Source organism: Streptomyces sp. NPDC048295 (genome assembly GCF_040652135.1).
GTDB lineage: Bacteria > Actinomycetota > Actinomycetes > Streptomycetales > Streptomycetaceae > Streptomyces.
This window is the reverse complement of record NZ_JBEZLL010000028.1, coordinates 105,902-132,277: the sequence shown is the minus strand read 5'-3', so window position 1 is coordinate 132,277 and position 26,376 is coordinate 105,902. Positions and strand designations below refer to the sequence as shown.

Sequence of the window (26,376 nt, the reverse complement as noted above, 5' to 3'; positions counted from 1 at the left end):
ACGCCACCCCCGCAACTACCTGGCCTTCCTCGGACTCGCCGCCGCACTCTGCTGCTACAAACGACTCGTCCGACTCACCACATAGGACACGGTCTTAGGTGTTCCAGGCCCAGAAGGAGTGCGTTCCGGTCGTCGGCGAGGTGACCGGCGAGGCCACGGAGCAGGGGGTGTCCGAAGACGGTCCGGCTGTGGTTCGTGTGGGCAACGGTGGAGGTGGGGTCGAAGAAGCGTTGCTCGGTCAGGGGGTCACGGCTCTCGAGAAGGAGGTCCGGCGACACCGACGATTCGGTGGGGTTCTGCCCGGGCCGGAGCCGTGTGGGGCACCCCCGCAAAAACCCGTTGGCGAACCACGGCGACCGCTGATACCTTTCCGGAGGCCGTGCGAGAGAACGAGGAGGTGGTACCCGTGAACGCAGTATCGACATGGGTGCTCCCCTCCGGGGTCACGGTCGGACGATAGGTAGTCCGGGAGCGCCGTTCAAGAGCACTCCCGAAAGGCACGACCATGCAATTCACTTCTGAGCAGCGCCTCGACGACGGCGTCCTCGAACGCGAATTCACCCTCGGCGAGATCCCCGGAACCCTGTGGACGCCTGAATCCGCCGCACCTGCCCCGCTGATCCTGATGGCCCACAACAACGGCCTGCCCAAGGGGGAAGCGCGGCTGGTGGCCCGGGCCCGGCATTCCGCGGCGAACGGCTACGCGGTGGCGTCCATCGACGCCCCCGGGTGCGGTGACCGGCCCCGCTCCGCCGCCGATGAGCAAGCCCGCGCCGACCTCCGTCGGGCGATGCAGGCCGGTGAGCCGGTCGATGAGATCTTCGAGTCCTTCATCGGCCCGCTGGTCGAAAACGCGGTCCCGGAATGGCGGACCGCCCTGGACGCCCTTCTTTCGCTGCCCGAGATCGGTGGCCCGGTCGGGTACTCGGGGTGGACCGCCGTCGGCATTCGGCTGGCGGCGATCGAGCCCCGCATCGCGGCCGCCGGCTTCTTCGCCGGGGTTACGTGCCCCGCGCCCAGCGCGAGGAGGCCCTGCAGGTCACCATTCCGCTGCTGTTCCTGCTGCAGTGGGACGACGAGGGGAACCCCCGGCAGCGGGCGCTGGACCTGTTCGACGCCTTCGGAACCAAGGAGAAGACGTTGCACGCCAATCTGGGCGGGCACACCGGCACCCCGTGGTTCGAGGTGGAGGACGGCGACCGGTTCTTCGGCCGGCACCTGAAGTGAGACCGGGCCGCCGGGCCGACAGCAGACGCTAGGCGGTGTCGGCCAGGCCACCGCCATTGAGGACAGGTCCCGGCCGTCCTCGATGGCGGTGACCGGCAATTGCACGAACGTCCCGATCGCGGCGGTACCAGCCATCGGCGGTACCGGCCGGTCGGGGCGGCGCTCGGCCACCAGCGCCTCCATCAACTGTGCCCACACCACGCGGCACCACGCCCGTACCTTTCGTATCGCCGGGCAGGCGATCGACTCGACGACCGGCGCCCGGGCCAACCCCGGCCCGGACCGGGGTTGGCGGCCGGCAGCTGACCGTCTGCGAACCGAGCGCGGCATGCAGTACCCCGCCAAATTCCACACCGAATGCCGGTCACAGGCCGTAGTGCCTACTACGCAGTGCTGCTTGGGGTCTCGTCGCAGCTTCCCGAGGGGAGAGCGCAGAAGAACGCAGTCGAGGTGATCCGTTCAGCTCGGCACACTCGCCCGATGAGTCACAGCACACCGCCGGGCAGCTGGGACGGGTCCGGTACCGCTTCCGCACGAAGCACTTCGAAGCTGCGTTCCTGCCGGACGCGGACGAGGGCCTGGAGTCCGTGGATGACGTCGACGTACTCGTGGACCTCAAGGACCGACCCGCCCCCGTCTACGGGTGGTAGATCTCCTCCATGGACGTGATCTCGCTCCGGTCGTTGACGCGGGAGTAGAAGTGCGGGCTGTTGGTGAGCTTGTGGCTCACCAACCACTTCGGGGCGACCGACTTCACGGTTGTGGTGTTGATATCAGTGAAGACCTTGACAGAGGCGCCTGAGGCGAAGACGAACGACCGGGCCGCCCCAATCGGGGTGTAGACGACGTCTTCGTCGTTCTTCGTGTTCACGCTGCACGTCTCCGGGGTGACGCGTACGACGGTGCTGCCCTGGACGTTCTTGGCGGATTCCAGCTCGAAGAAGTGCTTGTACCCGGCGGGCAGGTGGCACGGCTGCCATGCCGTGGCCCCCATGGTCCTGGCCTGGGCGTTGGCGTCGGTGGGCACGCCCGGACCACGGGGGGTCGAGCGTCCGGCGTCGGCGGATCCGTCTGGTGTACTCCCCTGACTCGTAGCGACCGAGGGAGTGGCTGGACCGGCCGTGATGGACAGGGCCTTGGCGCTTGCCACCACATTCGGGCTGGCGGCGGAGGACCCGCATGTGGCGGCGAGGAACGCGGCGGAGGAGGTGAGGGCGACGACGGCGGAGACGTAACGGTGGTTCATGAACATCCTCTGTGACGAAGACTGACTGACACCAGGGGAGATACCGGACCACAGGTGAGGGTTTCACCGAACGCCGAATGTGACTGTTCAGTGACAAATCGTAACTCCTCGAAGGTGGTCAGCCGGCCCGGCACTACTGGTCCAGGACGCCCGGTAGCCCACCCTGAAGCGGAGGCTGCCGATCCTTGCCTCGGCGAACGTCGCAGCCAACGGGCGCCCCTCCCCCGTGGCCCACACAGTCCCCGAGACCTGGTTCCTGCCCCTGCACGCCTGACGCCCTCAAGGCCGCCACTACGGCACCGCCCCATCGGGCAGGACTTTCGTCTTCCCCTTCTCATCTCCGAAGGGGCCGGATTCATGAGGCATCGGAACCTTCTCCGGAGTGGGCGCGGTGCTCGTGGTGCCGGTCGAGTTCTTCACCGACGGCGGCCACGGCCTCAGCCGAGGGCTGGCCGCCGTCAGGTGACCGGCCGGGCGGCCTCCCACGACGGGCCCGCCCGGCCGGTCAGAGCTTTCCTGTCGGCGCGCTCACTCGTGCGCGTGTCCAGGACCGTGGTGAAATCCGGCACGTCGTACCGCCGCCTCGACACCCTCCGAGTGCATGCCCCTCCGCCCTTGTCCCCCTCCGTCCTCCGAATGGTGGAGGTGGGTCTCACACGGTGGCGATGCCCGGGTCACTCACACCGGCTTGACCGTTCTCGACGTGCCCGGCGAGGCGCCGCAGGTACCCGGCGTTGCCCTCGACGACGACTGTCAGGTCGTACCAGCGCTTGGTGGCACGCAGGTCGATGCCCTGCTCGACGGTGGCACCTGCGCGGACCGTGTAGGTCTGACGCTCGCCGCCGTACGCGTTGGTCACGGTGAGGTGTGCGTCGGCGGCCGACGGGTTGGTCAGGGTGAGCTTCAGGTTGCCGGCATCGTGGCGTGCCGTCACCTCCGGTTCGGCGGCTTTGTTGTTGCCCTTGAAGGTGCGCAGGAAGCCGTTCGGGCCATGGGCCGTGAGGTCGTAACTTCCTCCGGAATAGACCGAGTTCCAGCTGTCGGAAACGGGCTTCCCGGCTGCCGCCGTGTACGTCCACGGGCCGTCTGTGCGCTTCTGCGAGCGCACCTGGAAGGCACCACCCGCCTGGTCCCCTGCGCTGAACGTCAGCTTGTACTTGCCGGTCGCGAGGTCTGCGGCCCCGTCGACGTAGGGAGCGTAGGAGAGCGGGCGGCTCGGCCGCGCCCCGGCCTCCTGCCGGGGCAGGGTGCCCTGGGCGGGTGGCCTCGGTACGTAGCTGTTGTGGCGGTCACGGTCCGGCGGAGCGTAGCCCGCGGTGTCCGGCAGGTCAGCCGGGTCCGTAACCCTGAGGGAGAAGTCGAAGGCGGATGTGAGGTCACCGCAGATGGCGCGCCGCCATGGCGAGATATTGGCCTCCTTCACTCCGAACCGGTTCTCCATGAAGCGCAGGATCGAGGTGTGGTCGAAGGTCTCGGAACAGACGTAGCCGCCGGTGGACCATGGCGAGACGACGATCATCGGGACACGCTGTCCGAGGCCGTAAGGACCTGCGGCGTATCCGATACCGCCCTTGTAGTGGTCGAGCGTGGTGTCGACGGTGGACAGACCTTGGCCGGCGGAGGCCGGCGGGTAGGGCGGCACGATGTGGTCGAAGTAACCGTCGTTCTCGTCGTATGTGATGAACAGGGCGGTCCTGCTCCATACATCGGGGTTCGAAGTGAGCGCGTCAAGGACGTGTGCGATGTACCAAGCACCGTAGTTGGCAGGCCAGTTGGGGTGCTCCGAGAACGCCTCGGGGGCCGCGATCCAGGAGATCTGCGGGAGCCTTCCGGCCTTGACGTCGGCTTTGAGGATGTCGAAGTATCCGTCTCCCGCCTTGGCGTTCGTGCCGGTGCGGGCTTTTTCGTACAGGGGGTCGCCGGGCTTGGCATTGCGGTAGTTGTTGAAGTACAGCAGGGAGTTGTCCCCGTAGTTGCCCCGGTATGCGTCGTTGATCCAGCCCCAGCCTCCGGCCGCATCGAGACCGTCACCGATGTCCTGGTACACCTTCCAGGAGATGCCTGCCTTCTCAAGACGTTCGGCGTACGTCGTCCACCCGTAGCCCGCCTCCTGGTTGCCGAGGACCGGGCCGCCGCCGGTGCCGTCGTTACCGACGTGTCCGGAGAGCATGTAGTAGCGGTTCGGGTCGGTCGCACCCATGAACGAGCAGTGGTAGTCGTCGCAGATGGTGAATTTGTCGGCGAGGGCGTAGTGGAACGGGATGTCGTCCCGCGTCAGGTACGCCATGGTGCCGGTGCCTTTGGCGGGGATCCAGTTGTCGTACTTGCCGTTGTTGAACGCGCTGTGGCCGCCGGCCCAGTCGTGGTCAAGGCCTGCGATGAACTGCATGCCCAGGTCGTCGGCGTCCGGGTGGTAGGGCAGGGTTTCCTTGCCGCCACTCGTCTGGTGCCATACCGGCTTTCCGCTGGGCAGTGTCACAGGGCGGGGGTCTCCGAAGCCCCGGACACCCTTCATCGACCCGAAGTAATGATCGAAGGAACGATTCTCCTGCATGAGGACGACGATGTGTTCGATGTCCTGGACAGTTCCGCTGCGGCGCGCTGCGGGAATGGCTGCGGCACGGTCGATGGAGCCGGACAGGGCGGCGAACCCAGTGGTGGCTCCGGCGATTTGAAGGAAGCGACGCCGATTGATTTCGGTCATGGCTGTGGGGATCCTCCTGTTGCTTCGGTGATGTCCGTCCACGAAGAGGGGCAGACGGAGTATTCAAGAGGACCCGGGCATGAGGAAAGTGGGCTGAGGTGACGGTCCCGCAAAATGTGGGCGGATGGTGTGCGGGCCGCAAGTGCGTCGCCGCACCTCATGCCACAAATCCCGTTCCACTGGCCCCGGATCGGCCTCCGCTCGGCAGGCCCAGGCGTCGCACGCCATCAGAGTCTGCTCCTGTGCCGGTGAGTGTCGGTTGATGGTCCGCTCGACCTTGTTGCGGCGACGGCTGCGCTCACGGTCGAAGCCCGTGGTCTACCGCCTCTGCAGCCCCGGCGTCTGCGATCGGCGCGTTGGTCCCGCCGGGGCCCGCATCCCCGGCACACGGGGCTCTGCCGCCACGTTCGGAGCGTGGGAGGAACCCCGATGGCGGTGAAGTCGACGTTTACGACCTCGGGTTCCGGCAGCGCTGGGGTACTTGCCGGGGCAGCATCGGGTTCTCCCGAAGCGGCCGAGGTCACGCATGATGGCCAGCGCCGCCTCCACGGTCGCGTCGCCGCGAGGTCGTGTTCCGGCAAGCCGGGCCCTCTCGCGGGAGAGGATCATGTAGGCGGCAAACGCATCCACCGAGGGCAGCAAGGGCTCGGGGGCAGCATCGATGCGACGCTGGCGGCGGGCCGAGCCGCGAGCCGCTCGTCCTGATCCATGGCCGTGGCCATGGCCACGGCCACGGCCACGGCCATTCCGTGACCGGTGAAGAAGGTTTCCAGCGTACGGGCGAGGGAGTCCATCGAGCGTCCGGAACGACGAGAGCGTTCGAGCAGAGTCTGCGGGCGGTTGAGCTGCTCGTACAGGGGAAGTCGGCCCAGGGCGTTGATCACCGTGCGGGCGCGGCTGACGCACTACTTGGCTGCGAGGTCAGCAGCGAAGACCCGCAGCCGGCCCGGATGATCTCCGAGTTCGGCGATCAGATTCTCGACCCGGATGAAAGGCCGGTCGGGGTGACGCTGCCAGCAGGCTGAGCACAGGCCCAGCCCGGCACGCCGCCATACGCGGCCGCACTCGCGGCAGGTCCGGGGCGGCTGTTCGGCCTGGCGGGGACGCGAGCAATGCCCGCACCAGCCGGCACCCTCGCGCAGGTAGCCGGGCCGCTTGCATCGAGGGCAGGGCGCCTTTGCGTTGTGGCGCTCAGTCTTGCGACAAGCAGTTCCGGCACAGGGTTGCTGTCTTGTCTCTCACTGGGTGTGACGGCGGCCGTGGCAAAGTCCAGGTGTGCGGCCAGCCGAGTCCAGGCTGATGGCCACCGGAATTCCAGGTGGACGGCCGTCTGACCAGTGGTGTTCCTGATCACTTCCTCAACTGGAGAAGAACCCTCCGACCATTTGCTGGTGTTTGCACGCATCGGCTACCGGCCGGAGAGGTCCTGTGACGAAGCCTGACACGGAGATCATGGAAATCCTTGAGGCGTACGACCTGACCGGGACGATCTGGTCGGCGGCGACCTTGACGGTGCACGGCCCGAAGACGGTCAACCGTCGCCCGGATCTGCCGCGCGGACCTCATCGTCATCGACGACATCGGCCTGCTGCCCGTCTGCGAGGACGCCGCCTACGAACGCCGGTCCATCGCGGTCACGCGCAACATCCACCCCTCGGGCTTCGACACGATCACGCCCAAGACTCTCGCGGGCGCGAGCACCGACCGCCTCATGCACCACGCTCACCTCGTGACCACCACCGGCGACTCGCACCGCCTCGCCGAGGCCCTCGCAGGGAAGGGAGTCGTCCCTCTTGAACTGACCCCCACCCCAGGAGCACCACCGGCCACACGCCTGGGTTTCTGATGGCCACCAGCCTGGGCCTCCAACGGCCACCCACCTGGGCATCCCAATGACAGGGTGGCCGCAGGCAGTGCACACGCGTGTGCAGGTGATGCACCCGCCGCTGTCCTCCTGGAGAACGCGCCGATGGCAGCGGGGGCAGGCGGCTCCGGCAGCCGCTTCTTTCTGCCGGGCCGTGCAGCGGCAGCAGTACTGCCAGTTGATGATGCCGACCGGGGCTCCACAGCCGATGCAGTCGCCCTGTTTGACGCCCACAGCGTCGCCCGGGTCAGAGCGGCGGCATCGAACAGCCGCGGACGGAGGCCGCTTGAAGCAGATCAGCGACTGGCCGAGGTGGGATGGCGGGACGCTCGACGGGGGTGGTGTCGAATTCGAACCAGCCCGGGCCGGCTGACCCACCCCGCCACGGTGGTCCGTCGCCCGTGACGAGCGACGGACCAGCAATAGGAGACACCCGAATTTCTCCCGTTCAGCCCGCTCGTTCAGCATGCTCGGCCGTCTTCGCCTTCCATTGGTCTGCAGCCATCCGACGGACGACATCGATCCCCACTTCGCCAGGAGCGACGGGTCCTTCAGGTAGGACAACCCGTCTACCTCCACTGGGCACGTCAACGGGAATCCGCAGGTAGGAGCTGTGAATTCGCCGCCACCATCTCCCGCAGCCAAGGCAATCAGACCCGTCCACCGTGCTTCGGGCCTCGATGCGTACCTCCTCATCGTTCACTTCGACCGACAGCACAGCCACGTCCGCGATCGACGGGAACAGTAACTCCTCCAGCCGGAGCACTACTTCTTCCACTGGCCGAACTGTCGACCGCACCGCGCTGGGGACAGATCATTTTCAGGCAGCTCCCGAGGGCCTGCCCGACGAACGTCACTCAGCGTGGCGCCCCACGGAAAGTGAGCCAGGACCCGACTTCGGGAAGCACTCGATTCGTCCCGGAGCGTGCGTGTACTGGTGGCGAGTGCCCTGGGCGCCCTGCTAGAATGCCGACCATCGCGTGAGCCTTCCCGGTGCGGACCTTAATCCGCTGGGGAGGCTTTTTTTGTGCCCTGGTCCAGTGTGCCCCGGCACTGGTGGCCGCGCTTCGACGGTGCTCACTCGCCGAGCGCCCTGCCGCCCATCCGATCCGCGTTGCCGACCCCCAAGAGGAGATCCATGTCATGAACCCTGGAACGAACAGCGCAGCACCCACGAGTACGAGTACTTGGGAGCTCGGTGATCTGACCGTCAACCGCGTCGGGTTCGGTGCGATGCGCCTGACCGGTACTGCGCCCTACGACCGCGGCGTGCCGCGCGACCGCGGGCGGTCGATCGGCGTGCTCCGGCGGGCGGTCGAGCTCGGTGTGAACCACATCGACACCGCCGCGTACTACTTCTCTGCGACACGCTCCGCCAACGAGCTGATCAACCGGGCACTGGCGCCATACCCTGAGGATCTGGTCATCGCCACCAAGGTCTGGCCGGGCCGCGACCTCTCGGGCGCGTGGTGGTGGGCCACGCCGGCACAGTTGCGCGGCCAGGTCGAGGAGAACCTCCGCCAACTCGGCCGCGATCACTTGGACGTGGTGAACCTGCGTCTACCACCGAGTCGGCGGACCGGTTCGATCGGCGAGCACTTCGGCGCATTGGCCGAACTGCGCGATGCCGGGCTGATCCGCCACCTGGGGATCTCCAACGTCACGTCCGAGCAACTGGCCGAGGCCATGGCCATCGCCCCGGTCGTCTGCGTACAGAACGCTTACGGGATCGGTGCGCCGGGCGAGGACCAAGCCCTCCTCCGGCTCTGTGGTGAACTCGGCCTCGCCTTCGTCCCGTTCTTCGCGATCGCCGGATCCGGGCGCGAGGCGGGTCCGACCGCCCGTGACAGCGAGGCGGTGCGCGCCGTCGCCCGCGCGCACGGCGTGTCCGTCGCGCAGGTCCGGCTGGCCTGGACCCTGCAGCAGGGACCGCACGTCCTGGCGATACCGGGCACCGGCGATCCGGACCACCTCGCGCAGAACATGGCGGCCGGCGCACTGCGGCTCTCGGAGGAGGAGATGGCACTCCTCACTGAAGACTAGTTGCCGGATGGCCACGGGCCCCGGCCGGTACATCTGAAGCGACGCGTGCCGGATCCCGGGGCCCTTGTCCCCCCTTCGCCCGGATGCAGCGGCCCGATGCCGCGATCGACTGCGAGTGCACCGGGCCGTTCGCGAAGGCGCGCCACGTCGAGCCGCTCGGTCGCCCCGATCACCAGGCCTCCTTCAGGAAACGACGGGGGCGATCCGGAGCGGACCCGTACAGGAGCAGATGGGCAGCAGGGAGATCTCGGGGCGGGCCGAGACCCGACCCGTACGGGCTCAGTGGCCGAGATGGCCCTGGAAGGCGTGGCCGACCCGACCGAACACCTTGTGCACCGCGTGCAGTGGTGGGACCCACTCCGGTCGTCCGCGCGTTCTCCGGGGGCGCGGGACCACGTCGGCGCCAGTCGGCTGGTGAGCCGTCCGCCGGCCGTCATGCCTGACCACACCGCGGTCACTTCTGCGCAGCGAGGAAGCGCCCGTCCGGTTCGCCGCGGAGGTGTCCCGGGGGGAGCCGTCGGCCGTATGCGAGCAGGAGAAGATCCTGCGCGGCGCCGGAGAGCGGTGTTCCGGTACCGAATGACCAGTCGAGGTCGTCGGCGCGGAGTTCGATGCCACCCAGGTCTGCTCCGAAGAACTTGAGGGTCCTGGCGTCGACGCTCTCCAGGAGGATGCGCACACGGTCCTCGGGGACCCTGCGGTCGAGGCCCAGCGCGACCGAGATGTCCAGGCCGTGGATCACGTCGTGGCCCAAGGCCGCCACGATCCCGCCGACCGGCGGTTTCCAGGGATGGTCCGCGTTGTCACGGAGCAATGCGGCGAGCTCACGCGTCGAATGGGCAGCCGCGTCCTTGCGGGCGCATCGATCGGTCATCCGGTGGAGATTGCCTCGCGATCCGATCAGTTCCCACGCCATCTTGGCCAGCGAGTACCGGAAACCCATCGTCATGTGGGCCGCGACTTCCCGTACCCGCCATCCCGCGCACAGGGTCGGTGCGTCCCACTCCTCGGCCGCCAGACCGTCCAGCATGGCCGCCAGCTCCCGGCGTTCGGCAGCGATCGCGGCTCTGATGTCCGCCGCCGGCCTGCGGTGCGTCGTGTTCCCCATGTCTTCAAGGCTCTCGGCAGGCCCATCATAAGTCCAATAGTTTAGATGTCTCACAACTAGAATGATTACTTATGGACATTCGGCAGCTGAGATACTTCGTCACGGTCGTGGAGGAAGCCAACTTCACTCGCGCCGCTGCCCGGCTGCACCTGGCACAGCCCGGAGTGAGCGCCCAGGTCCGGCAGTTGGAGAAGGAGCTCGGACATCTGCTGCTCGACCGCTCCGGCAGGTCGGTGACCCTGACGGAGGTGGGCAAGGCAGTACTGCCCTACGCGCGGGCCGCGATCAGCGCCGTCGAGGCGGTACGCCAGACCGCCGACGAGTTCACCGGGCTCCTCCGCGGCCAGGTCACCCTCGGCCTCGTCTCGGGGGCGGCCGCAGCAGCCGATGAGTTCGACCTGGCCACCGTTCTGGCCCGCTTCCACGCGGACCACCCCCAGGTGGAGATCGCCCTGACCGAGGACACTTCGGAGTGGATGCTCACCGCGCTGCACCGGGGGGAACTCGACATCGCCGTGATCGGACTCGCGGACGACCAGCCCCCACCGGGCATCTCCTCCCAGGTCCTGATCGACGAGCCCCTGGTCGCAGCCGTGGCCCCGGACGACCCCTCCCTCACGTCCCCGGACCGCACGAGCATTCCGTTGACCGAGCTCCGTGGGCGCCCGCTGATCAGCCTGCCACGTGGCACGGGCATCCGCGGGGTACTCGATCGCGCCTGTGCGCAGGCCGGGTTCCAGCCCCACATCGCCTTCGAGGCGGCCGCCCCGCTGTTCCTTGCACAGCTCGCCGCCCGCGGCCTCGGCGTGGCCGTGGTTCCGGCCCTGTCCGCCGACGCGGCGTCGGCCTTCGGGCTACGGACGCTGGAGATCACCGAGCCGCGGCTACGCGGCCGGGCCGCTCTGACCTGGCGGACAGGCGGCCCCTCCGGCCCTGCGGCCTCCGTCTTCCTGGACCTGCTGCGTACCACTCTCACCGCGCCAGGGACCGACTGACCGGTCAGACCGGACAGCGGGCGACGACAACAGCACACCCGCCTCAAGGCCCTTGCCGACGACGTTCGGTCCTGGCCATGGCCGACCTCGCCTTCGCGGGCCGGGCCGCCCCCGGATGGCGAGCGTCTTCGGGGTGTCCGTCAGCCGCGGTACGGTGCCGCGATTGGTCGACCGGCCGAAGACCTGCAGCCACTCGGCGGCAGTCGTCACACTCCGGGCGCACTTCACGGGGTTGGGGCCAGAACTCGAGAGTCGACGGTGCTTCGTGGCCACGGCCGAGGGATGGCCGACCCCGTGTGTTGTCCTTGAGCGCGTTGGGCCGAGCCTCCGCCTCCACCCTGGGGTGCAGCCCACTCGTCCACCCCAGAGCCGATCCGTTCTCGGATACCTGTGTGCTGGGATAAGCGTGTGCCTACCTCGTTGCCCCGCATCTGGCCCGGCCCGGCCGGCAAGCCGATCCCGCCGGCGGGGACGGCTGATGTCTTCCGCTCCTTTGCCCGTGACCTGGCCACTGATCGTCGCTCCTGGGACGGCGGGACATCCCGCTTCATCGCCGCTCAGTTCGATCAGCTGGCCGCCGAGTGGGACACCACCCGTGCCACGGGCCGGGACGAACCTCTGCGTGATGCCTTGCACCACGGCGGCCCTTTCCCCGAGGGAATTTGTCTGGAACTGGGTTCTGGGACCGGCCTGTTCACCCGGCCGCTCTGCCGTATGTTCCCGTGCGTGATCAGCATGGACCTCTCCGAGGAGATGCTGCGTCAGGCTGCCGCACGCTCACCTGTGCGTGTCCGTGCCGATGCCACGGCCCTTCCGCTGGCCGATGGCCGGGGCTCGGTCGTCGTCGCGATCGACATGCTGTTGTTTCCCGCCGAGACCGCCCGTGCACTGGCCCCTGACGGCGTATTGCTGTGGATCAACCAACTCGGCGAGGACGGGCCGCTGCACCTGCCCGCGTCAGACGTCATCGCTGCCCTGCCTGGAGACTGGCAGGCCGTCGAGGCCGATGCTGGCTGGGGCAGCTGGGCCGTCCTGCGCCGCGCCTGCTGAATGAACCGATCCGGACCGACGGAGGCTCCAGTGACCCTGGACCTGACCCCCGACCAACTGCTGTCCACCACCCGCGCGGCCCGCAAGCGCCTCGACCTGGACCGTCCGGTCCCACGGTCCCTGCTCGAAGAGTGCGTCGATCTGGCCACGCAGGCACCGACGGGGCGCAACCGGCAGCGCCGGCACTTCATCGTCGTCACCGACCCCGACCGGCGCCGCCTCATCGGGGACATCTTCCGCCGAGCGCTGGCAACCGGAGGTGGGCGACCTCCGACCGAGCGGGACCTGCCGCGCATGTTCGCCCACCCCGGTTCCATGGAACGGATCTCGGACGGCCTGCGGCACCTGCACCACAACATCCACCGCGTGCCCGCCTTCGTCATCCCGGCCATCGAAGGCCGCACGGAAGGCGCCTCCGTACTCGACCAGTCCATGACCTGGGGGTCCATCCTTCCGGCGGTGTGGAGCTTCATGCTCGCGGCCCGCGTCCGCAGGTTGGGCACCGTATGGACAACGGCGCAGGGCCCACTGGAAGCGGAACTCGCCGACGTGCTCGGCGTACCCCATGACGAGGTGATGCTCGCCGCCTTCATTCCGCTGGCGTTCACCATCGGTACCGACTTCAAGCCGGCCGGCAGGATTCCTCGGGAGCAGGTCCTGCATTGGGAACAGTGGTAGCGGAGAACCGAGCTCCCCTCGCCTGCGTCAACACGACTGCCGCTCGCGGAACTTCAGCCCCTGCTCCCCGTCTGCCCTCCGCCGCCCACCAGACGGCGGGGAGCAGACATGACCGACGCCGAGCCGAGCGCGAGGTGCTTGTCGGTGTCGAGACGGAAGGCGCCGTACGGGTTGGCGTCCGACCGGAAGCGGCGAGCCGCGGCCCCGCACGACCCGGACACGACCGGCTCCGACGGGGACGACGAGGGGGGCGGGGCCAGCATCTCCCCCGGAGACCGGATTCGTTGCCCAGGGTGAGGTGTCCGGGGCGGTGCGGGCACATGCAATGTGAGAGTTGACTCTCACATTATATGAGAGGACACTCTCACGTTATGGATTCCAGGAATCGGCTGGGCGATATCGAGATCACCGATCCGCAGGCGATGCGGGCATTGGCACATCCAGTGAGACTGGCCATCCTCGACCGCCTTCACCTGCATGGGCCGGCAACGGCCACGCAACTCGCGCCCCACGTGGGAGCAACTCCCTCGGTGACCAGTTGGCATCTGCGGCACCTGGCAGGTTTCGGACTGGTCCGGGATGCCGAGGCCGGACAGGACCGCCGTCAACGGCGGTGGGAGGCGGCGGCACGTGGTTTCCGGTTCGAGGCGCCGGAGGACGAGGAGGGCAGGTCGGCTTCGCGGGCGCTGTCCCGGGAGATGTTTGTGCGCTACGGAGACCTGCCAAGCAGGTGGGTGGCCGAAGTCGAGCCCGGCCTGGACCCGTTGTGGCAGGGGGCTGCCGGTCTGGCCAACACCCGTGTGGTCGTTTCGGCGGAGGAACTCGCGGCGATTCAGGACGGGATCGAGCGGGTGCTGGCCCCCTATGTGACACGCGACCCTGCCGAGCGTCCGGCCGGAAGCCGCGGCGTCCAACTGATGCGTTATGCCCTGCCGGAGCAGGACGAGGAGCAAACGGGCGGAACACTGTGAGCGCCCCGGAGACGGGCGCCCCGATATCTCTGTGGCGTGACCGGCGCTTCCGCCGCTTCTGGGCGGGGCAGTCGATCTCGGAGTTCGGCGACCGGATCACCGAACTGGCACTGCCGCTGATCGCCGTAACAGCGCTGAGCGCTTCGGCCAACCAAGTGGCGTGGCTGACCGCGCTCATCTGGACCCCGAATCTGCTGGCGATCATTCTGGGGGCCTGGGTCGATCGCAGGATCCACAAACGCCGCCTGATGGTCTTCGCTGATCTGGTACGCGGAGCGGTGTTGCTCAGTCTCCCCGTCGCGTACCTGCTCGATGCTGTCAGCCTTGGTCAGCTGTATGCCGTGGCGGTGCTGACCGGCACCGCGGCGGTGCTCTTCAACACCGCCTACCCGCCCTTCTTCGTCAACCTCGTGCCCCGCTCCTCCTACGTCGAGGCCAATAGCAAGCTCAGTGCCAGCCGCTCGGTGTCGCACGTGGTCGGCCCGGCGGTCGGCGGTGGTCTCGTCCAAGCGCTGACCGCACCCGTCGCTGTCGTTGTCGATGCCTTGTCGTATGCGGCGTCCGCCTTTCTGATAGGGCGGATCCCGCTCGGTGAATCACCTTCCGGCGTCGACGAAGCAGCGGTTCCTCCGCTGCTTCGACGTGCCCGGGAGGGGATGGCCTTCGTCGGACGGCACCCGGTGCTGCGTGCCGGGCTCTGCTGCGCCATGACCATCAACTTCTTCACCTTTGTCGCAGGCAGCGGGCTGATGGTCTTGTTCGCCAGCCGCGTCCTGGGGCTGTCCGCCGGAGTCATCGGACTGGCTCTGGGTGCCGGTTCGACCGGCGCCTTCCTCGGCGCCGTCCTCGCCCCGCGGATCTCGCGACGTATCGGTGTGGGGCGCTGCATCGTCGTGGGAGCCGTGCTGTTCCCGGCGCCCATCGCCATCGCAGCCGCCGCGGGAGGCCCGCTCTGGGCCCGCGCGGGAGCGCTGGCCGCGGCGGAGTTCCTCTCCGGGGTTGGCGTCATGCTCTTCGACGTCAACCTCAACTCCCTGCAGACAAGCGTGATCCCTGATGGCATGCGCAGCCGTGTGGCGGGCGCGTTCAGCACCATCAATTACGGCATACGCCCCGTCGGGGCCGTCGTCGGCGGCCTGCTCGCCACCGCCTTCGGCCTACGGGAAACGCTGCTCATCGGCGCCGCCGGCGGAACGCTGTCATTGTTCTGGCTCCTGGCTTCACCGATACCACGCATCCGCTCCCTGGCTCCGGATGATGTGGCCACTCCAAGCGGCGATGACGATCCGGACATCGACAGAACGTCACGGCGGTCCGAGCTGTGACGTTCCGCCGGGTGCGCCCGTCGCACGTGAGCCCTCACCGGCTCGCCCATCGGCATCCACAGCCCCGAGGGGACGGGCAGCCATGTTCTTCGCCGTGCTCGCCGTCGTCGGACAGATCGAGCACGCCCCGCCTCACGAATCAGCCGAGCAACGCGGTTGCTTCGACCTCGACGAGCACATCCGGCTCGAAGAGGTACTCGACACCGATGAGGGAGGCAGGCGGCATGGGAAGCCGGAGCCCGATCTCGTCGGCGACGGCCTCCACACCGGCCATGAAGTCGCCGATCTTCTCCGGGCTCCACCGGGTCACGTAGAACGTCAGGCGCAACACGTCCGCGAACGACGCGCCCGCGCCCGTCAGCCCGACGAAGGTGTTGCGCAGCACCTGGGCGACCTGCCCGGCCAGATCGCCGGGCGCGACCGGAGTCCCGTCGGCCCTGCGTGCGACCTGCCCACTGACGTGAACATGCTTCGTCCCGGTGCCCATGGCCACGTGGTGGTACGGGACCGGCTGCAGCATGCCTTCCGGCGTGAAGTGCTGAACGGTCATGGTTGTTTCCCCTTCAAAGTAGGTATCCGTACGCTACCTAGTAGGAGAAAGACACTTCAACGAGACCAGGTTTCGTCATGGATACCGACGCTGAACTCCGCATCGACCGCCCGCACCGCGAACTGCTCGACCAGATCCTCGACAAGTGGTCGCTCAGCGTTCTCAATGAGCTCTGCGAACGCCCGTGCCGCTTCAACGAACTACGTCGGGCCATCCCCCAGGTCACACAGAAGTCACTGACTGCCACACTTCGACGACTCGAACGAAACGGCGTGATCGAGCGCGAGGTCGTCTCCACCCGCCCGGTGGCGGTCAGTTACCGGATCACACCACTCGGCAAGACCCTTCGGTCTCCGATCGACGCGCTGCTGGCGTGGGCCTCGGAGAGCATGCCCGCCATCGCACGCGCACGCGAGGACTTCGACACACGGGACGACCGATCAGGCCTGTGATCCTTCCCCGCCTCGGCCAGGCGCCAGGATGGAGAAGGAGCTGAGGAAGGGGATGGGACCCGATCCCCGGCGACCACACATGCCGAACGGCACCGGACGACGTAGAGCGGGCCACGCCCGACCACGGCGCGCCCGTACGGCGCGGCCCGGGGCTACGCCCCTGTGTGTCAGCGCCGCGCACGCGGTCCACCGCGCTCTCCCCCGCCGCTCCCAGTCCCCCGGCGGCACCCGGGTCACACCGGACAGCCGGCGCCCAGCGCAAGGCCCGTCGCGCGTACGAGAACCGCGTCAGCGGCCTCCCCGCGGCCGCAGCCGGGCCGTGCTCGTTCTCACGGGTACTACTGTTCCCCCGCTCCTCGGGGCCGGTCCCGGTGTGCGCGCCCCGGAGACACCGGCACCGCCCGCGTCTCCGGGTACCGCTGCCAGGACTACGCCTCGCAGGTCGGATCGTGCGCGGGGAGCCGCCCTGTGCGCAGGTAGGCGTTGACGCGCTCGTCGACGCAGGAGTTGCCGTATTCGCCGTACAGACCGTGCTGGCGGGCGCCCTCCACGGTGAGCAGCCGGGAGTCCGGCCATTGCTCGCGCATGGCCTTGGCGCCGGCGTAGAGGGTGCGGGGGTCACCGGTGGCGTTGACCAGCAGGGCAGGGACGTCGTTGTCGAGCACTGTCGGCGCCTCGGCGGGGCGGTCCCAGAACTCGCAGGGGGTGATGTTGTTGGCCAGCGGCCCGGCGAGGGGGGACCGCTCGCGGGACTCCTCGACCGCGCGCCAGTAGCTGCCGACGCCGCGCCGCTCGGCCACGTCGCCGCAGATGATCGCGGTCATCTGGCTGGAGGAGGCAGAGCCTGTTCCGGTCAGCAGGAACTCCAGCTGACCGGCGAGTGCTTCGGACGGCTCGACCGGCTCCCGGTCCGCAGCGCGTGCCAGGAGACGTACGGTCCCGGCCAGGTCGGCGCGCCGCTCGTCGAGGTCGCTGCCGAGGCCGCCGATGAAGACGGAGGGGAGCACGTGCTCGTCCAGCAGGTACGCCTCGCCGATCCGCAGCGGCTTCTGCGCAGCGGCGTCGAGGATGCGTTCCACCGTCGCCAGGACCTCGCGGCGCGTGCTGCCCAGCCCGTAGGTGCCGTGCCGCGCCGCGGCCCACGACGCCCACGCGCGCAGGGCTGCCTCGTTGGCCGCCTCGGCACCTCGCAGCAGGGTCTGGCTGTAGTACTCCGGGGAGTTGACGCCGTCGAGCACCATGCGGTCGGTGCGGCCGGGGAAGAGCTGGGTGTAGACCTCGCCGAGGTAACTGCCGTAGGAGTAGCCGAGGTAGGAGAGGGCGTGCTCGCCGAGGGCGGCGCGGATGACGTCCATGTCACGGGCGGTGTTGCGGGTGGTGACGTACGGCAGCACGTCACCGTGGGTGCGTTCGCAGCGCCCGGCCAGCTCGCGCGCGACGGCAATCTCCTGGCGGTACGCCGCCCGGTCGGATCCCGCGGAGCGGACGAGGGCGGATCCGAGGCCCCAGCCGCAGTCCAGCGCGGTGCTCCGGCCGACGAAGCGCGGGTCCATGCCGATCAGGTCGTAGCGGTCGGCGACCTCGCCCATCACTTCCGACTTGGTCAGTGGCATGTGGAGGCCGGGGCCGGCCGGTCCCCCGTCGTTGAGCAGCAACGGGCCGACGCGGTGGGCGGTGTCGGTGGCCTTCAGGCGGGATATGGCGATGGTGATGGTGCGACCGCCGGGGTCGGCGTAGTCGAGCGGCACGGTGATGTCGGCGCAGTCGGCGCCGGCGGCGTCCAGCGAATGGCCGAGCTCGTCGTCGGCGCCGAGGGCGCAGTCGTGCCAGTCGACATGCTGGTTGTGGAAGCGGGCCAACCGGTCCGGGTCCGTGGTGGCGGCGGTGGCGGTGGTCGTCGCGGTGACGGCGAGCACCGCCGCGCACGCCGCGAAGGCCTTGACGTGTCGGGAAGTTGACATGCCCGCACGCTAGGGCGGCGGACGCCCCGGCACACTCCGGGAAGGCCCCGAAACCGGGTGGGGTTGTCCCCCGTAAATCCTCAGCTCACACGGGGTGCCCACGACACCCCGGCCAATCCCGCCCCAGGGCAACACCCCTCGCGCGTACGAGAACCGTTCCTCGACGGCCGGCCTCGGGCCCGGCCTGATGGACGCATGCCTCCCGTCGCGACGTCACGCCTGTCGGCCCCAGCCGTTCCGCAGGTGGACCGTCCGTGCCTCGCGCCGCGTCAAGGTGCCGGGGAGGAAGTCCCGCGGAGCAGCGCGGGGTTGACGCACAGTCCGGCGCGGCTGCTCCTGGATCCCTCAGCCTCCGGTAGTTCCCCGACATTGCCGGGTGACATTAGTGTGTGGCACACAGTATTGTGTCCTGCGTGGGCACCGATGAACTGATCCTCAGCCAGGCCCAGGAGCTACGCCGCGGCACGGTCGTCCTGGCCTGTCTGGCACTCCTGGAGGAGCCGCAGTACGGCTACGCGCTCCTGGAAACGCTCGGCGACGCCGGGATTGCCGTCGACGGCAACACCCTCTATCCGCTGCTGCGCCGCCTGGAGAAACAGGGGCTGCTCAGCAGCGAGTGGAACACCGACGAGTCCAGACCGCGCAAGTTCTACCGGGTAAGTCCCGAGGGCGCCCTGGTCCGCACCGGACTGCTGCGCGAATGGCAGGAACTCGGCGCCTCGATATCACGACTGACCAAGGGGGACCGTTGAGCAAGTTGCATGCGTCCGGCACCGGCACGCTGACCGACCGCTACGTGGTGGAGGTCGTCCGGCACATCCCGGCCGACCAGCGCGGCGACGTGGCCGACGAACTGCGCGCCACCATCGCCGACACCGTCGAGGCCCGCGGCCCGGCCGCTCCGGAGACCGCCGAGCGCGAGGTGCTCACCGAGATGGGCGACCCGATCCGGCTCGCCGCCCGGTACGCGGACCGGCCGCTCGCACTGATCGGGCCCGACCTCTACCCGACGTACGCACGACTCCTCACGGTCCTGCTGTCCACCGTGCTGCCGGTGGTCACCGCCCTGAGCGCGGCACTCGACATCCTGGACGGCCAAGGGGTCGGCGAGGTGATCGGCGGGGCCGTCGGGGCGGTGCTCACCGTCGGCGCCCAGATGATCGCCTGGCTCACCGTGGTGTTCGCCCTGATCGAGCGGTCCGGCAAGCGGCCCGGCCCCGCCGGCGGAACCTGGACGCCTGACGCACTGCCCGACCGCGGCGCGCCGAAGGAGCGCAGCGCGGCGGTCTACGTCCGGGTGGCCTGGCACGCATTGCTGATCGCCCTGATCGTCTGGCAGCACACCGCGCAGCCGTACCGGACCGACGGCGGCACACACCTCGATGTCCTCGACCCGGGCCTGTGGTCGGGGTGGATCTGGCCGATCCTGGCCGGGCTCGCCGGCCTCGTGACCCTCGACGCGATCCGGGCGGTGCGAGTGTGGACGCGGACGCCAGCAATCTGGAGCATCGCCGCCGAGGCGGCCTTCGCACTGCCGCTCGCATGGGTCCTGCACCGGCAGGATCTGTTCAACCCGGCCTTCCTCTCCGACGCCAACGGAGGCTGGCAGGCCCCGCAGTCCCTCTACACAGTGGCGGCGGTAGGGGTCCTCGTGGTCAGCGCCCGCGAGGTGGTGAAGCGGTTCCGCGAGGCGCGGAACTGAGCGCGCGGCAGTTGCTGGAGTTCTACGCACAGAGCAGCGAGCAGTCCGCCGTCGACAGCCCGTCGGGTGCGCCGACCGAAGTGGTCGGCGACTCTCCGCAGGCTGGAGCGCGTCCACTCGCGCCCGGGCGATGCCGAGCGGCTCCTTTCGCAGCTGTTCTCCTGTACCCACTGGTGAATCTGCATACGGCCGACGCCACCACGGCGGTCCACCGGTCTCGAAGACACGGGACGAGCTACCGACGGTGGCGACGGCCGCCCCGCGCAACTCCAGCGCCGCGGCCCCGGCCGCGAAACAGCCGCCCGGGCTCAGGCCGACGAGCCCGCTGCGTGTGACGACGAGGGCGTCGGTCCCCGGCCCACGAGTCGCTCGTAGTCCGGCACGAAGGCCGTGGTGGCCGCGAACACGCCCTGTCCGGGGCCGCCCATCGCGAGGACCGCCGGTCCCCTGGCCGGCAGCGCGGACGAGACATCGAGGAATTCCTCCTTGGCCGATTCCGGGCCGGGGACGACGACCGCGGTCCCCGGCGCGCCGGAACGGTGACACAGCCAGCCGGTGAATACCTCGCCACGCACCCGCCGGGCACCGGGCACCAGGCACCAGGCACCAGGCACGCGAACAGCGTGTGGCCGCTGGGAATCTGTGGCACAAGGGCGCTGGAAGCGTGGCGGAACGGTGACATCAAGGCTCCAGGGTTGAGCCCGTGGACACGACGAAACGGTTCCGGACCGTGCACCTGGGCTTCCTGTGGCGCTTCTCGGGCGTAGGCCCCGGATGCCTTCTGGCCCTGCTGTCAGCGGTCGCGCTCAGCGCGGGCGGCGCAGTGAATCGGCTGGGCGTCGGCCCCAGCCTGCTGATCGCCGCCGCGGTCGTCCCCGTCGTGGCCCTGCCCGCGCCCCTCAGCTTCTGGGTGCGCGCCGACAGCGAGGGCCTCATCCTCTCCAGGGCGCTGCTGCGCCGTCGTTACCGCTGGCACGACATCACGGGCCTGGACATGGACTTCGGCGAGGACCCCGATTCGGACGCAGCCCGCCTCACGCTGCGGCTGCGCCTGACCACGACCCCCACCACCGGCCGCGGACCACTCGTCGGCGTCCTCGGCCTCGCCTCCGGCCACCAGCTGCGGGGCACCGAACCACGTCGGCTCGCAGACCTGCTCACCCTCCTCGCCGCCCGTGGAGTGCCCCTCTCCGAACCGGAATTCGCCGACCGCGTCCTCGCCGCCCACGGCCTCCCCCCGCTCGCTCCCGGTCCGGACTCGATCGACTGACCCGCCCTGCGACTCTTCCGGGGACCGTGCGTAGTGGTGGAGTCGGGGCAGCCGGTCCGCACCGGCGGGCCGGCCCCACAAGTCCGGCACCGGCAACTCGTCAGTCGACGGGCTTCTGGGAAGAGGCCGGTTCGGCGGTGAGCAGCGCGGTGATCTCCTGGGCCAGTTCCGGGCCGAGTTCGCCCCAGCCTTCCTTGTAGCCGTAGACGCTCGCCAGGGTACGGGCGTCGTAGTCGCCGTTCATGATCTCGATGTCGGTGGTGGTGATGAGTGCCGGGTGGGCGACGCCGACCGCTCCCGAAACCTTCAGCAGCTCCTTGCGCAGGGTGCGCAGGTAGACAGCGGCGCGGGTGGCCTTCGAGGGGGCGTCGACGCCACGGACCAGCCACGGGTTCTGGGTGGCGATGCCGGTGGGGCACTTGTCGGTGTGGCATTTCTGTGCCTGGATGCAGCCGATGGACAGCATTGCCTCGCGGGCGACGTTGATCATGTCGACGCCCAGGGCGAAGGCGACGGCGGCGTTCTCGGGCAGGCCGAGCTTGCCGGAGCCGATGAAGGTGAGGTCGTCGGTCAGACCCCGCTCGGCGAACGTGCTGTAGACACGGGAGAAGCCCATCCGGAACGGCAGTGACACCGAGTCGGTGAAGATCAGAGGAGCCGCTCCGGTGCCGCCCTCGCCTCCGTCGATGGTCACGAAGTCGACCCCGCGATCACCACGAGCCATGAACATGGCGAGCTCCTGCCAGAAGCTCATCTCCCCCACAGCGCTCTTGATCCCGACCGGCAGACCGGTCTCGGTCGCGAGCAGCTCCACGAAGTCGAGCATCGAGTCGACGTCGTGGAACGCGGTGTGCCGAGAGGGGGAAGCACAGTCCTTGCCGGCCGGGATGCCGCGGATCCTGGCGATCTCGGGGGTCACCTTCGCGCCCGGCAGCATCCCGCCGAGCCCCGGCTTGGCGCCCTGGGAGAGCTTGATCTCTATCGCCTTGACCGGGGCACCCGCGACCACCTCCTTGAGCTTGTCGAGGTTGAAGGTGCCGTCCTCGTTGCGGCAGCCGAAGTACGAGGTCCCGATCTGGAGGACGAGGTCGCCGCCGTTGCGGTGGTACTGCGAGAGGCCGCCCTCGCCCGTGTTCTGCATCGCGCCGGCCAGCGCCGCGCCCTTGTTGAGCGCCGTGACGGCCGCGCCGGACAGCGATCCGAAGCTCATCGCCGAGATGTTCACGACGCTCGCCGGCCGGAACGCCTTGGCGCGCCCGCGCGGGCCGCCCAGCACCTTGGCCGAGGGCAGCGGGGCCTGCGGGTCGTGCAGATCGGGCAGCGTGCCCGCGAACGTCCGCTGCTTCACGTACGCGTGCCCTTGCACGTGCTCGACGTCCACGTCGGTCCCGAACCCGAAGTAGTTGTTCTCTTCCTTCGCCGACGCGTAGATCCAGGTGCGCTGGTCACGGCTGAACGGGCGCTCTTCCTCGTTGGACGTCACGACGTACTGGCGCAGTTCCGGCCCGATCGTCTCCAGCAGGTACCGGGCGTGCCCGATCACGGGGAAGTTCCTGAGCAGTGCGTGCTTCTTCTGGACGAGGTCGCGTGCAGCCACCAGTGCCAATGCTGTTGCGGCGGCCGTGCCGATGCTCCGAGCGCGCATGAACGTTCCTCTCCTCGGTTTTTCGATACCCGACTCCGTCGCCGTGCGGCGGACGTCGTGGGCGTTGGGCGGCGGACGCGGCCAGGCGGGCATCGGCGTCCGACGACGAAACGCCACATGATGGTAGAGGTCTCGCGGACAGGCTGACGGGGCAGGGTGCGTGAGGCCGGCCGCACCGCTGGCATCCCCGGGGAACGTCTTGTCGATCACGTCCGGAGCCGGCCCGGTGAGGGCTGCGGCTGTGGCGGCCCCGAGGCGGACGCGACCGCATCTGCCGTACCGCCTGGCCACGGCTCGATTCTGCTTCAGCCGGCTGATCACCCGTTCAACGGTGCTGCGGACCCCCATCGGACCGCTTTGCCCTGATATACCCACCTTCTGCCCCCATTGAGGCGGGGGCCGATGGTGGGCCGGTGCGGGCATCGGCGGCGTGCCGGTGGGCGCGTCCGATGGTGGAGTCGAGCGAGATCTCCCGGTCGTGGAGTCGTGTCCCGGTCGATCGCGCCCCGCCGCATCTGCTGTGTCCTGGACATGTGGAGCAATCACGTGATCGGTGGCTCGACCTCGTCAGGCAGGCTGAGGAGGTACCAGTCGGTTCGGTTGCCATCCGCCTCCAAAAGCTGCTTGGCGTGGGTGAATCCTGACCGTCGCGCGACCGCCGCCGACGGGGAGTTCTCCGGATCGACCCGGATCACTCCCTGAGTCGCCCCTTCGGCTGCGGCGTACTGGCAGATCAGGCGGACAGCACGAGTCACCAGCCCCTGGCCTCGCCAGGCCGGGTAGAGCGCATAGGAGATGTTGACCTGCCCGGGTGCCAAGCCCGCCACGTCGGATCTCAGGTCGATGTAACCCGCCAAGGTCGACCGGGTACGGATCCCGAACGCACGCAACGGTCCGCATGTGGCCCATTGCTCGATGCAGTGGCGGAAGTACGCCTCGGTGCCGGCCCGGGTTGCGGGTTCCCCGCTGAGCCACCGGACCAGGAGCTCATCGTCGCCCGCCAGGTGCGCATCGACGTCGTCCAGGCGCAGAGGGGACAGAGCTACGACCCCGTCCGAGAGCTTCACGTCATGCATGCAGCCACCATCGGCGCTGTGGCATCCAACCTTCAAGCAGGTATTCACGAAGTCGTGCACCGGCGGCAACCGAGGCGGGCGACAGAAGCAGGCAGGCTAGGCATCTCCTGGGCCGACCACGGCAAACGGGGCTGGACCGACCGGGTATGACAGCCGGTCACGGCATTACGCTCGGCCTGCCCCGACCAGGGCCGACCTCCACGAATCCCCTCCGCTCGCCCCGGCCCCGGAGTGTCTGGACGGCCTCGGAGCGCGGTCGGACAACATCACCGTCCCCCTGGACGCCGGCTACGGCTTCGATGAGGGCCTGCGGCAAACCGGAGCGTGCGGCACTTCTGGTTCCAGCACGTCCGTGCCGGCCTGGGGGGATCGGGTGGTTTGACCGGGCTCGCGGACGGAGCCGGACGGAACGCCGATCGGGGCGGTCCGCGACTCGTGCAGGATGATCGGATGTCTTACGGGTTCCGGGAGGGTGCGTGGATGAGGACGACGGGGTGGAGCTGATCCGCCTGATCGACCCGGACAGCAGTGTCCGACTGCGCGTGCTGGGACGGAACAGGCCCGGGGACACGCCGTACAACGACTACCTTGATGCCGAGCTCGTCATCGTCAGCGCCTTTGCCGACGGGCGTCTCGGGCTGTGCTTGTCACCCGAAGCCATGGATGACTGGGCAACGGCATTGGACGAACTGTGCGACGGGCGGGACATCCGCTGGACCGCCCGGGGCGACACCGAGATCCGGATCGAGATCGACAGGCACTTCTCGGTACCCCGTCCCATCGTCACCGTGGACGACAGTGGCGAATCAGGGGTTTCGGTGAGCGTCACACTGGATCCGGGCAACGGCTGGGACAACGAGCTTCGTGAGCAGCTCGACCGGGTCCGTCGGACGTGGCCCAACGAGGTGGTGGCAACGCCGAGGTCAAGGAGCTACTGGCAGTGAGTTCAGGCGGCGGCGGTCGGCGCCGCGCCCGCGCGCGAGTAGCGGCGGAGTTCACCGCTGCGGGCTGTCTCCGGAGATCTCCGCCCGTTCCGGCAGCTCACATGTTGATCATGTGGCCGGCCAGGCCATGGACGGCTTCCTTGACCGCCTCGCCCAGGGTCGGGTGGGCGTGCACGTTGCGGGCGACTTCGTGCACGGTGAGATCCCATTGTTGAGCCAGGGTCAGTTCCGGCAGCAGTTCGGTGACGTCCGGGCCGATCAGGTGACCGCCGATGAGCTCGCCGTACCTGGCATCGCTGATGAGTTTGACGAAGCCGGTGGTGTCGCCGAGGCCATGGGACTTGCCGTTCGCGGTGAACGGGAATTTGGCGACCTTGACGTCGTGGCCGAGGTCGCGGGCCTGGGCCTCGGTGTAGCCGAAGCTGGCGATCTGGGGCCGGCAGTAGGTGGCCCGGGGGATCATCGCGTAGTCGAGTTCCATGGTCTCGGCGTCAGCGATCGTCTCGGCGGCGATGACGCCCATGGCCTCGGCAGCGTGCGCGAGCATCAGTTTGGCGGTGACGTCGCCGATGGCGTAGAGGTGCGGGACGGAAGTGCGGCAGCGGTTGTCGATGTCGATCGCGCCGCGCCCGGTGAGCGCCACGCCCGTGTTCTCCAGGCCGTAGCCGGTGATGTTGGGGGCGAAGCCGATGGCCTGGAGGACCTTGTCGGTTTCTAGGATCTGTTGTGCACCGTCCTTGCCCGTGACGGTGACCCGGACCCGGGGGCCCGACTCGTCGATGGCGTCGACCCGGGTGGAGGTGAGGACTTCGATGCCCAGCTTGCGGTACTGGCGGGCCAGTTCGGCCGAGACCTCGGCGTCCTCAAGGGGTGCCATGCGATCGAGGAACTCGACGACTGTGACCTCCACGCCGTAGTTGTGCAGCACATAGGCGAACTCGATGCCGATGGCTCCGGCGCCCGCGATGATGATCGACTGCGGAAGGTCGTCCGCGAGGATCTGTTCCTCGTACGTCACCACGCGCGCACTGCGTTTGGTGCCGGGCAGCAGCTTGGGGGTGGCGCCGGTGGCGATGACGCAGTTCTCGAAGCCGATGGTCCGGGTATCGCCGTCGTAGCCGGCGACCTGGAGGGTATGCGGGTCGAGGAACGTGCCGCGGCCGTCCAGTTCGGTGATCTCGTTCTTCTTCATCAGGTAGTGGACGCCCTTCACCCGGCCGTCGGCGACCTTGCGGCTACGGCGGAATGCCTCGCCGTAGTCGAAGGAGACCTCGCCGTCGACCTTGATACCGAAAGCCGTCGCCTCCCGGGTGAAGATGTGGGCGAGTTCCGCATTGCGCAGCAGGGCTTTGGTGGGGATGCAGCCCACGTTCAGGCATACGCCGCCCCAGTACTTCTCCTCCACGACGGCGACGCTCCGGCCCAGCTGGGCGGCGCGAATGGCTGCGACGTAGCCGCCGGGACCGGCGCCGAGTACGACGACATCGAATCGATCGTCCTGCTCGGCCATGAATGGTTCCTCTTCCATCTCGTCCGCCGTTCCATGAGGCCCGTGGGGTCAGGTG

The 26,376-nt window shown here is 68.7% G+C and carries 21 protein-coding genes and 2 pseudogenes; 14 read left to right on the top strand and 9 right to left on the bottom strand.

From position 1 onward, the window contains the following. The first annotated feature begins 505 nt into the window (after positions 1 to 505). Positions 506 to 1,227: pseudogene (locus AB0D53_RS32980) on the top strand (alpha/beta hydrolase). 637 nt (positions 1,228 to 1,864) lie between these two features. Here the strand turns inward: AB0D53_RS32980 and AB0D53_RS32975 are convergent. Next, positions 1,865 to 2,473: a hypothetical protein gene (locus tag AB0D53_RS32975; RefSeq protein ID WP_362452866.1), complete on the bottom strand. Its 609-nt coding sequence runs from the start codon at positions 2,471 to 2,473 to the stop codon at positions 1,865 to 1,867. 652 nt (positions 2,474 to 3,125) lie between these two features. After that, entirely contained in the window at positions 3,126 to 5,177 is a 2,052-nt protein-coding gene (locus AB0D53_RS32970) for a phosphocholine-specific phospholipase C (RefSeq protein WP_362452864.1), read from the bottom strand. 749 nt (positions 5,178 to 5,926) lie between these two features. On the opposite strand from AB0D53_RS32970, the gene AB0D53_RS32965 reads away from it, so the two are divergent. The 3 genes and pseudogenes from AB0D53_RS32965 to AB0D53_RS32955 all read left to right on the top strand — a co-directional run bounded on the left by AB0D53_RS32965 (position 5,927) and on the right by AB0D53_RS32955 (position 9,084). Then, on the top strand, positions 5,927 to 6,202 hold the full coding sequence (locus AB0D53_RS32965; protein WP_362452863.1) for a hypothetical protein: 276 nt from the start codon (positions 5,927 to 5,929) through the stop codon (positions 6,200 to 6,202). A 512-nt stretch (positions 6,203 to 6,714) separates the two neighbouring features. Beyond that, positions 6,715 to 7,023: pseudogene (locus AB0D53_RS32960) on the top strand (ATP-binding protein); the annotation flags it as partial. Between the two features lie 1,161 nt (positions 7,024 to 8,184). Beyond that, positions 8,185 to 9,084, top strand: a complete 900-nt coding sequence (locus AB0D53_RS32955) for an aldo/keto reductase (protein ID WP_362452862.1) — start codon at positions 8,185 to 8,187, stop codon at positions 9,082 to 9,084. Positions 9,085 to 9,538: 454 nt separating this feature from the next. On the opposite strand, the gene AB0D53_RS32950 is transcribed toward AB0D53_RS32955, so the two are convergent. After that, positions 9,539 to 10,192 carry a maleylpyruvate isomerase family mycothiol-dependent enzyme gene (locus AB0D53_RS32950; protein ID WP_362452861.1) on the bottom strand — a complete coding sequence of 218 codons (654 nt, stop codon included), beginning with the start codon at positions 10,190 to 10,192 and terminating at the stop codon, positions 9,539 to 9,541. 71 nt (positions 10,193 to 10,263) lie between these two features. Here AB0D53_RS32950 and AB0D53_RS32945 point away from each other — a divergent pair, with 71 nt between their 5' ends. The 5 genes from AB0D53_RS32945 (at position 10,264) to AB0D53_RS32925 (ending at position 15,211) form a co-directional block, all read left to right on the top strand. Then, positions 10,264 to 11,187 (top strand): LysR substrate-binding domain-containing protein, encoded by a 924-nt coding sequence (locus AB0D53_RS32945; protein WP_362452859.1) that lies wholly within the window; start codon positions 10,264 to 10,266, stop codon positions 11,185 to 11,187. Between the two features lie 408 nt (positions 11,188 to 11,595). Then, positions 11,596 to 12,237, top strand: a complete 642-nt coding sequence (locus tag AB0D53_RS32940; protein WP_362452857.1) for a class I SAM-dependent methyltransferase — start codon at positions 11,596 to 11,598, stop codon at positions 12,235 to 12,237. Between the two features lie 30 nt (positions 12,238 to 12,267). After that, on the top strand, positions 12,268 to 12,915 hold the full coding sequence (locus AB0D53_RS32935; protein ID WP_362452856.1) for a nitroreductase family protein: 648 nt from the start codon (positions 12,268 to 12,270) through the stop codon (positions 12,913 to 12,915). A 371-nt stretch (positions 12,916 to 13,286) separates the two neighbouring features. After that, complete coding sequence (locus AB0D53_RS32930) at positions 13,287 to 13,886, top strand: helix-turn-helix domain-containing protein (protein ID WP_362452854.1); 600 nt, start codon at positions 13,287 to 13,289, stop codon at positions 13,884 to 13,886. Further along, positions 13,883 to 15,211, top strand: a complete 1,329-nt coding sequence (locus tag AB0D53_RS32925) for an MFS transporter (RefSeq protein WP_362452853.1) — start codon at positions 13,883 to 13,885, stop codon at positions 15,209 to 15,211. The genes AB0D53_RS32930 and AB0D53_RS32925 overlap by 4 nt, the downstream gene beginning before the upstream one ends. Before the next feature lie 139 nt (positions 15,212 to 15,350). Here the strand turns inward: AB0D53_RS32925 and AB0D53_RS32920 are convergent, their stop codons facing one another. After that, positions 15,351 to 15,761, bottom strand: coding sequence for a RidA family protein (locus tag AB0D53_RS32920; protein ID WP_362452851.1), 411 nt, complete (start codon positions 15,759 to 15,761; stop codon positions 15,351 to 15,353). Between the two features lie 77 nt (positions 15,762 to 15,838). Here AB0D53_RS32920 and AB0D53_RS32915 point away from each other — a divergent pair, with 77 nt between their 5' ends. Continuing rightward, on the top strand, positions 15,839 to 16,213 hold the full coding sequence (locus AB0D53_RS32915) for a helix-turn-helix domain-containing protein (protein WP_362452850.1): 375 nt from the start codon (positions 15,839 to 15,841) through the stop codon (positions 16,211 to 16,213). Positions 16,214 to 16,641: 428 nt separating this feature from the next. On the opposite strand, the gene AB0D53_RS32910 is transcribed toward AB0D53_RS32915, so the two are convergent. After that, positions 16,642 to 18,174, bottom strand: a complete 1,533-nt coding sequence (locus AB0D53_RS32910; RefSeq protein WP_362452849.1) for an alpha/beta hydrolase — start codon at positions 18,172 to 18,174, stop codon at positions 16,642 to 16,644. Between the two features lie 413 nt (positions 18,175 to 18,587). Between AB0D53_RS32910 and AB0D53_RS32905 the strand changes: the two genes are divergently transcribed. Then, the gene (locus tag AB0D53_RS32905) at positions 18,588 to 18,926 is read left to right on the top strand and encodes a PadR family transcriptional regulator (RefSeq protein WP_362452847.1); all 339 of its coding nucleotides are present in this window, start codon (positions 18,588 to 18,590) and stop codon (positions 18,924 to 18,926) included. Then, the gene (locus AB0D53_RS32900) at positions 18,923 to 19,876 is read left to right on the top strand and encodes a hypothetical protein (protein WP_362452845.1); all 954 of its coding nucleotides are present in this window, start codon (positions 18,923 to 18,925) and stop codon (positions 19,874 to 19,876) included. Before AB0D53_RS32905 ends, AB0D53_RS32900 begins: the two co-directional genes overlap by 4 nt. 308 nt (positions 19,877 to 20,184) lie before the next feature. Here AB0D53_RS32900 and AB0D53_RS32895 read toward each other — a convergent pair whose 3' ends face one another. Further along, positions 20,185 to 20,490 (bottom strand): hypothetical protein, encoded by a 306-nt coding sequence (locus AB0D53_RS32895; protein WP_362452844.1) that lies wholly within the window; start codon positions 20,488 to 20,490, stop codon positions 20,185 to 20,187. Positions 20,491 to 20,579: 89 nt separating this feature from the next. Between AB0D53_RS32895 and AB0D53_RS32890 the strand changes: the two genes are divergently transcribed. Continuing rightward, complete coding sequence (locus tag AB0D53_RS32890; RefSeq protein ID WP_362452843.1) at positions 20,580 to 21,146, top strand: hypothetical protein; 567 nt, start codon at positions 20,580 to 20,582, stop codon at positions 21,144 to 21,146. Between the two features lie 100 nt (positions 21,147 to 21,246). Here AB0D53_RS32890 and AB0D53_RS32885 read toward each other — a convergent pair whose 3' ends face one another. After that, positions 21,247 to 22,791: an FMN-binding glutamate synthase family protein gene (locus AB0D53_RS32885; protein ID WP_362452841.1), complete on the bottom strand. Its 1,545-nt coding sequence runs from the start codon at positions 22,789 to 22,791 to the stop codon at positions 21,247 to 21,249. Positions 22,792 to 23,333: 542 nt separating this feature from the next. Beyond that, positions 23,334 to 23,867: a GNAT family N-acetyltransferase gene (locus AB0D53_RS32880; RefSeq protein ID WP_362452840.1), complete on the bottom strand. Its 534-nt coding sequence runs from the start codon at positions 23,865 to 23,867 to the stop codon at positions 23,334 to 23,336. A gap of 476 nt (positions 23,868 to 24,343) precedes the next feature. On the opposite strand from AB0D53_RS32880, the gene AB0D53_RS32875 reads away from it, so the two are divergent. Next, the gene (locus tag AB0D53_RS32875; protein WP_362452838.1) at positions 24,344 to 24,811 is read left to right on the top strand and encodes a DUF5959 family protein; all 468 of its coding nucleotides are present in this window, start codon (positions 24,344 to 24,346) and stop codon (positions 24,809 to 24,811) included. Positions 24,812 to 24,908: 97 nt separating this feature from the next. On the opposite strand, the gene lpdA is transcribed toward AB0D53_RS32875, so the two are convergent. Continuing rightward, on the bottom strand, positions 24,909 to 26,321 hold the full coding sequence (gene lpdA, locus AB0D53_RS32870; protein WP_362452837.1) for a dihydrolipoyl dehydrogenase: 1,413 nt from the start codon (positions 26,319 to 26,321) through the stop codon (positions 24,909 to 24,911). Between the last annotated feature and the right edge of the window lie 55 nt (positions 26,322 to 26,376).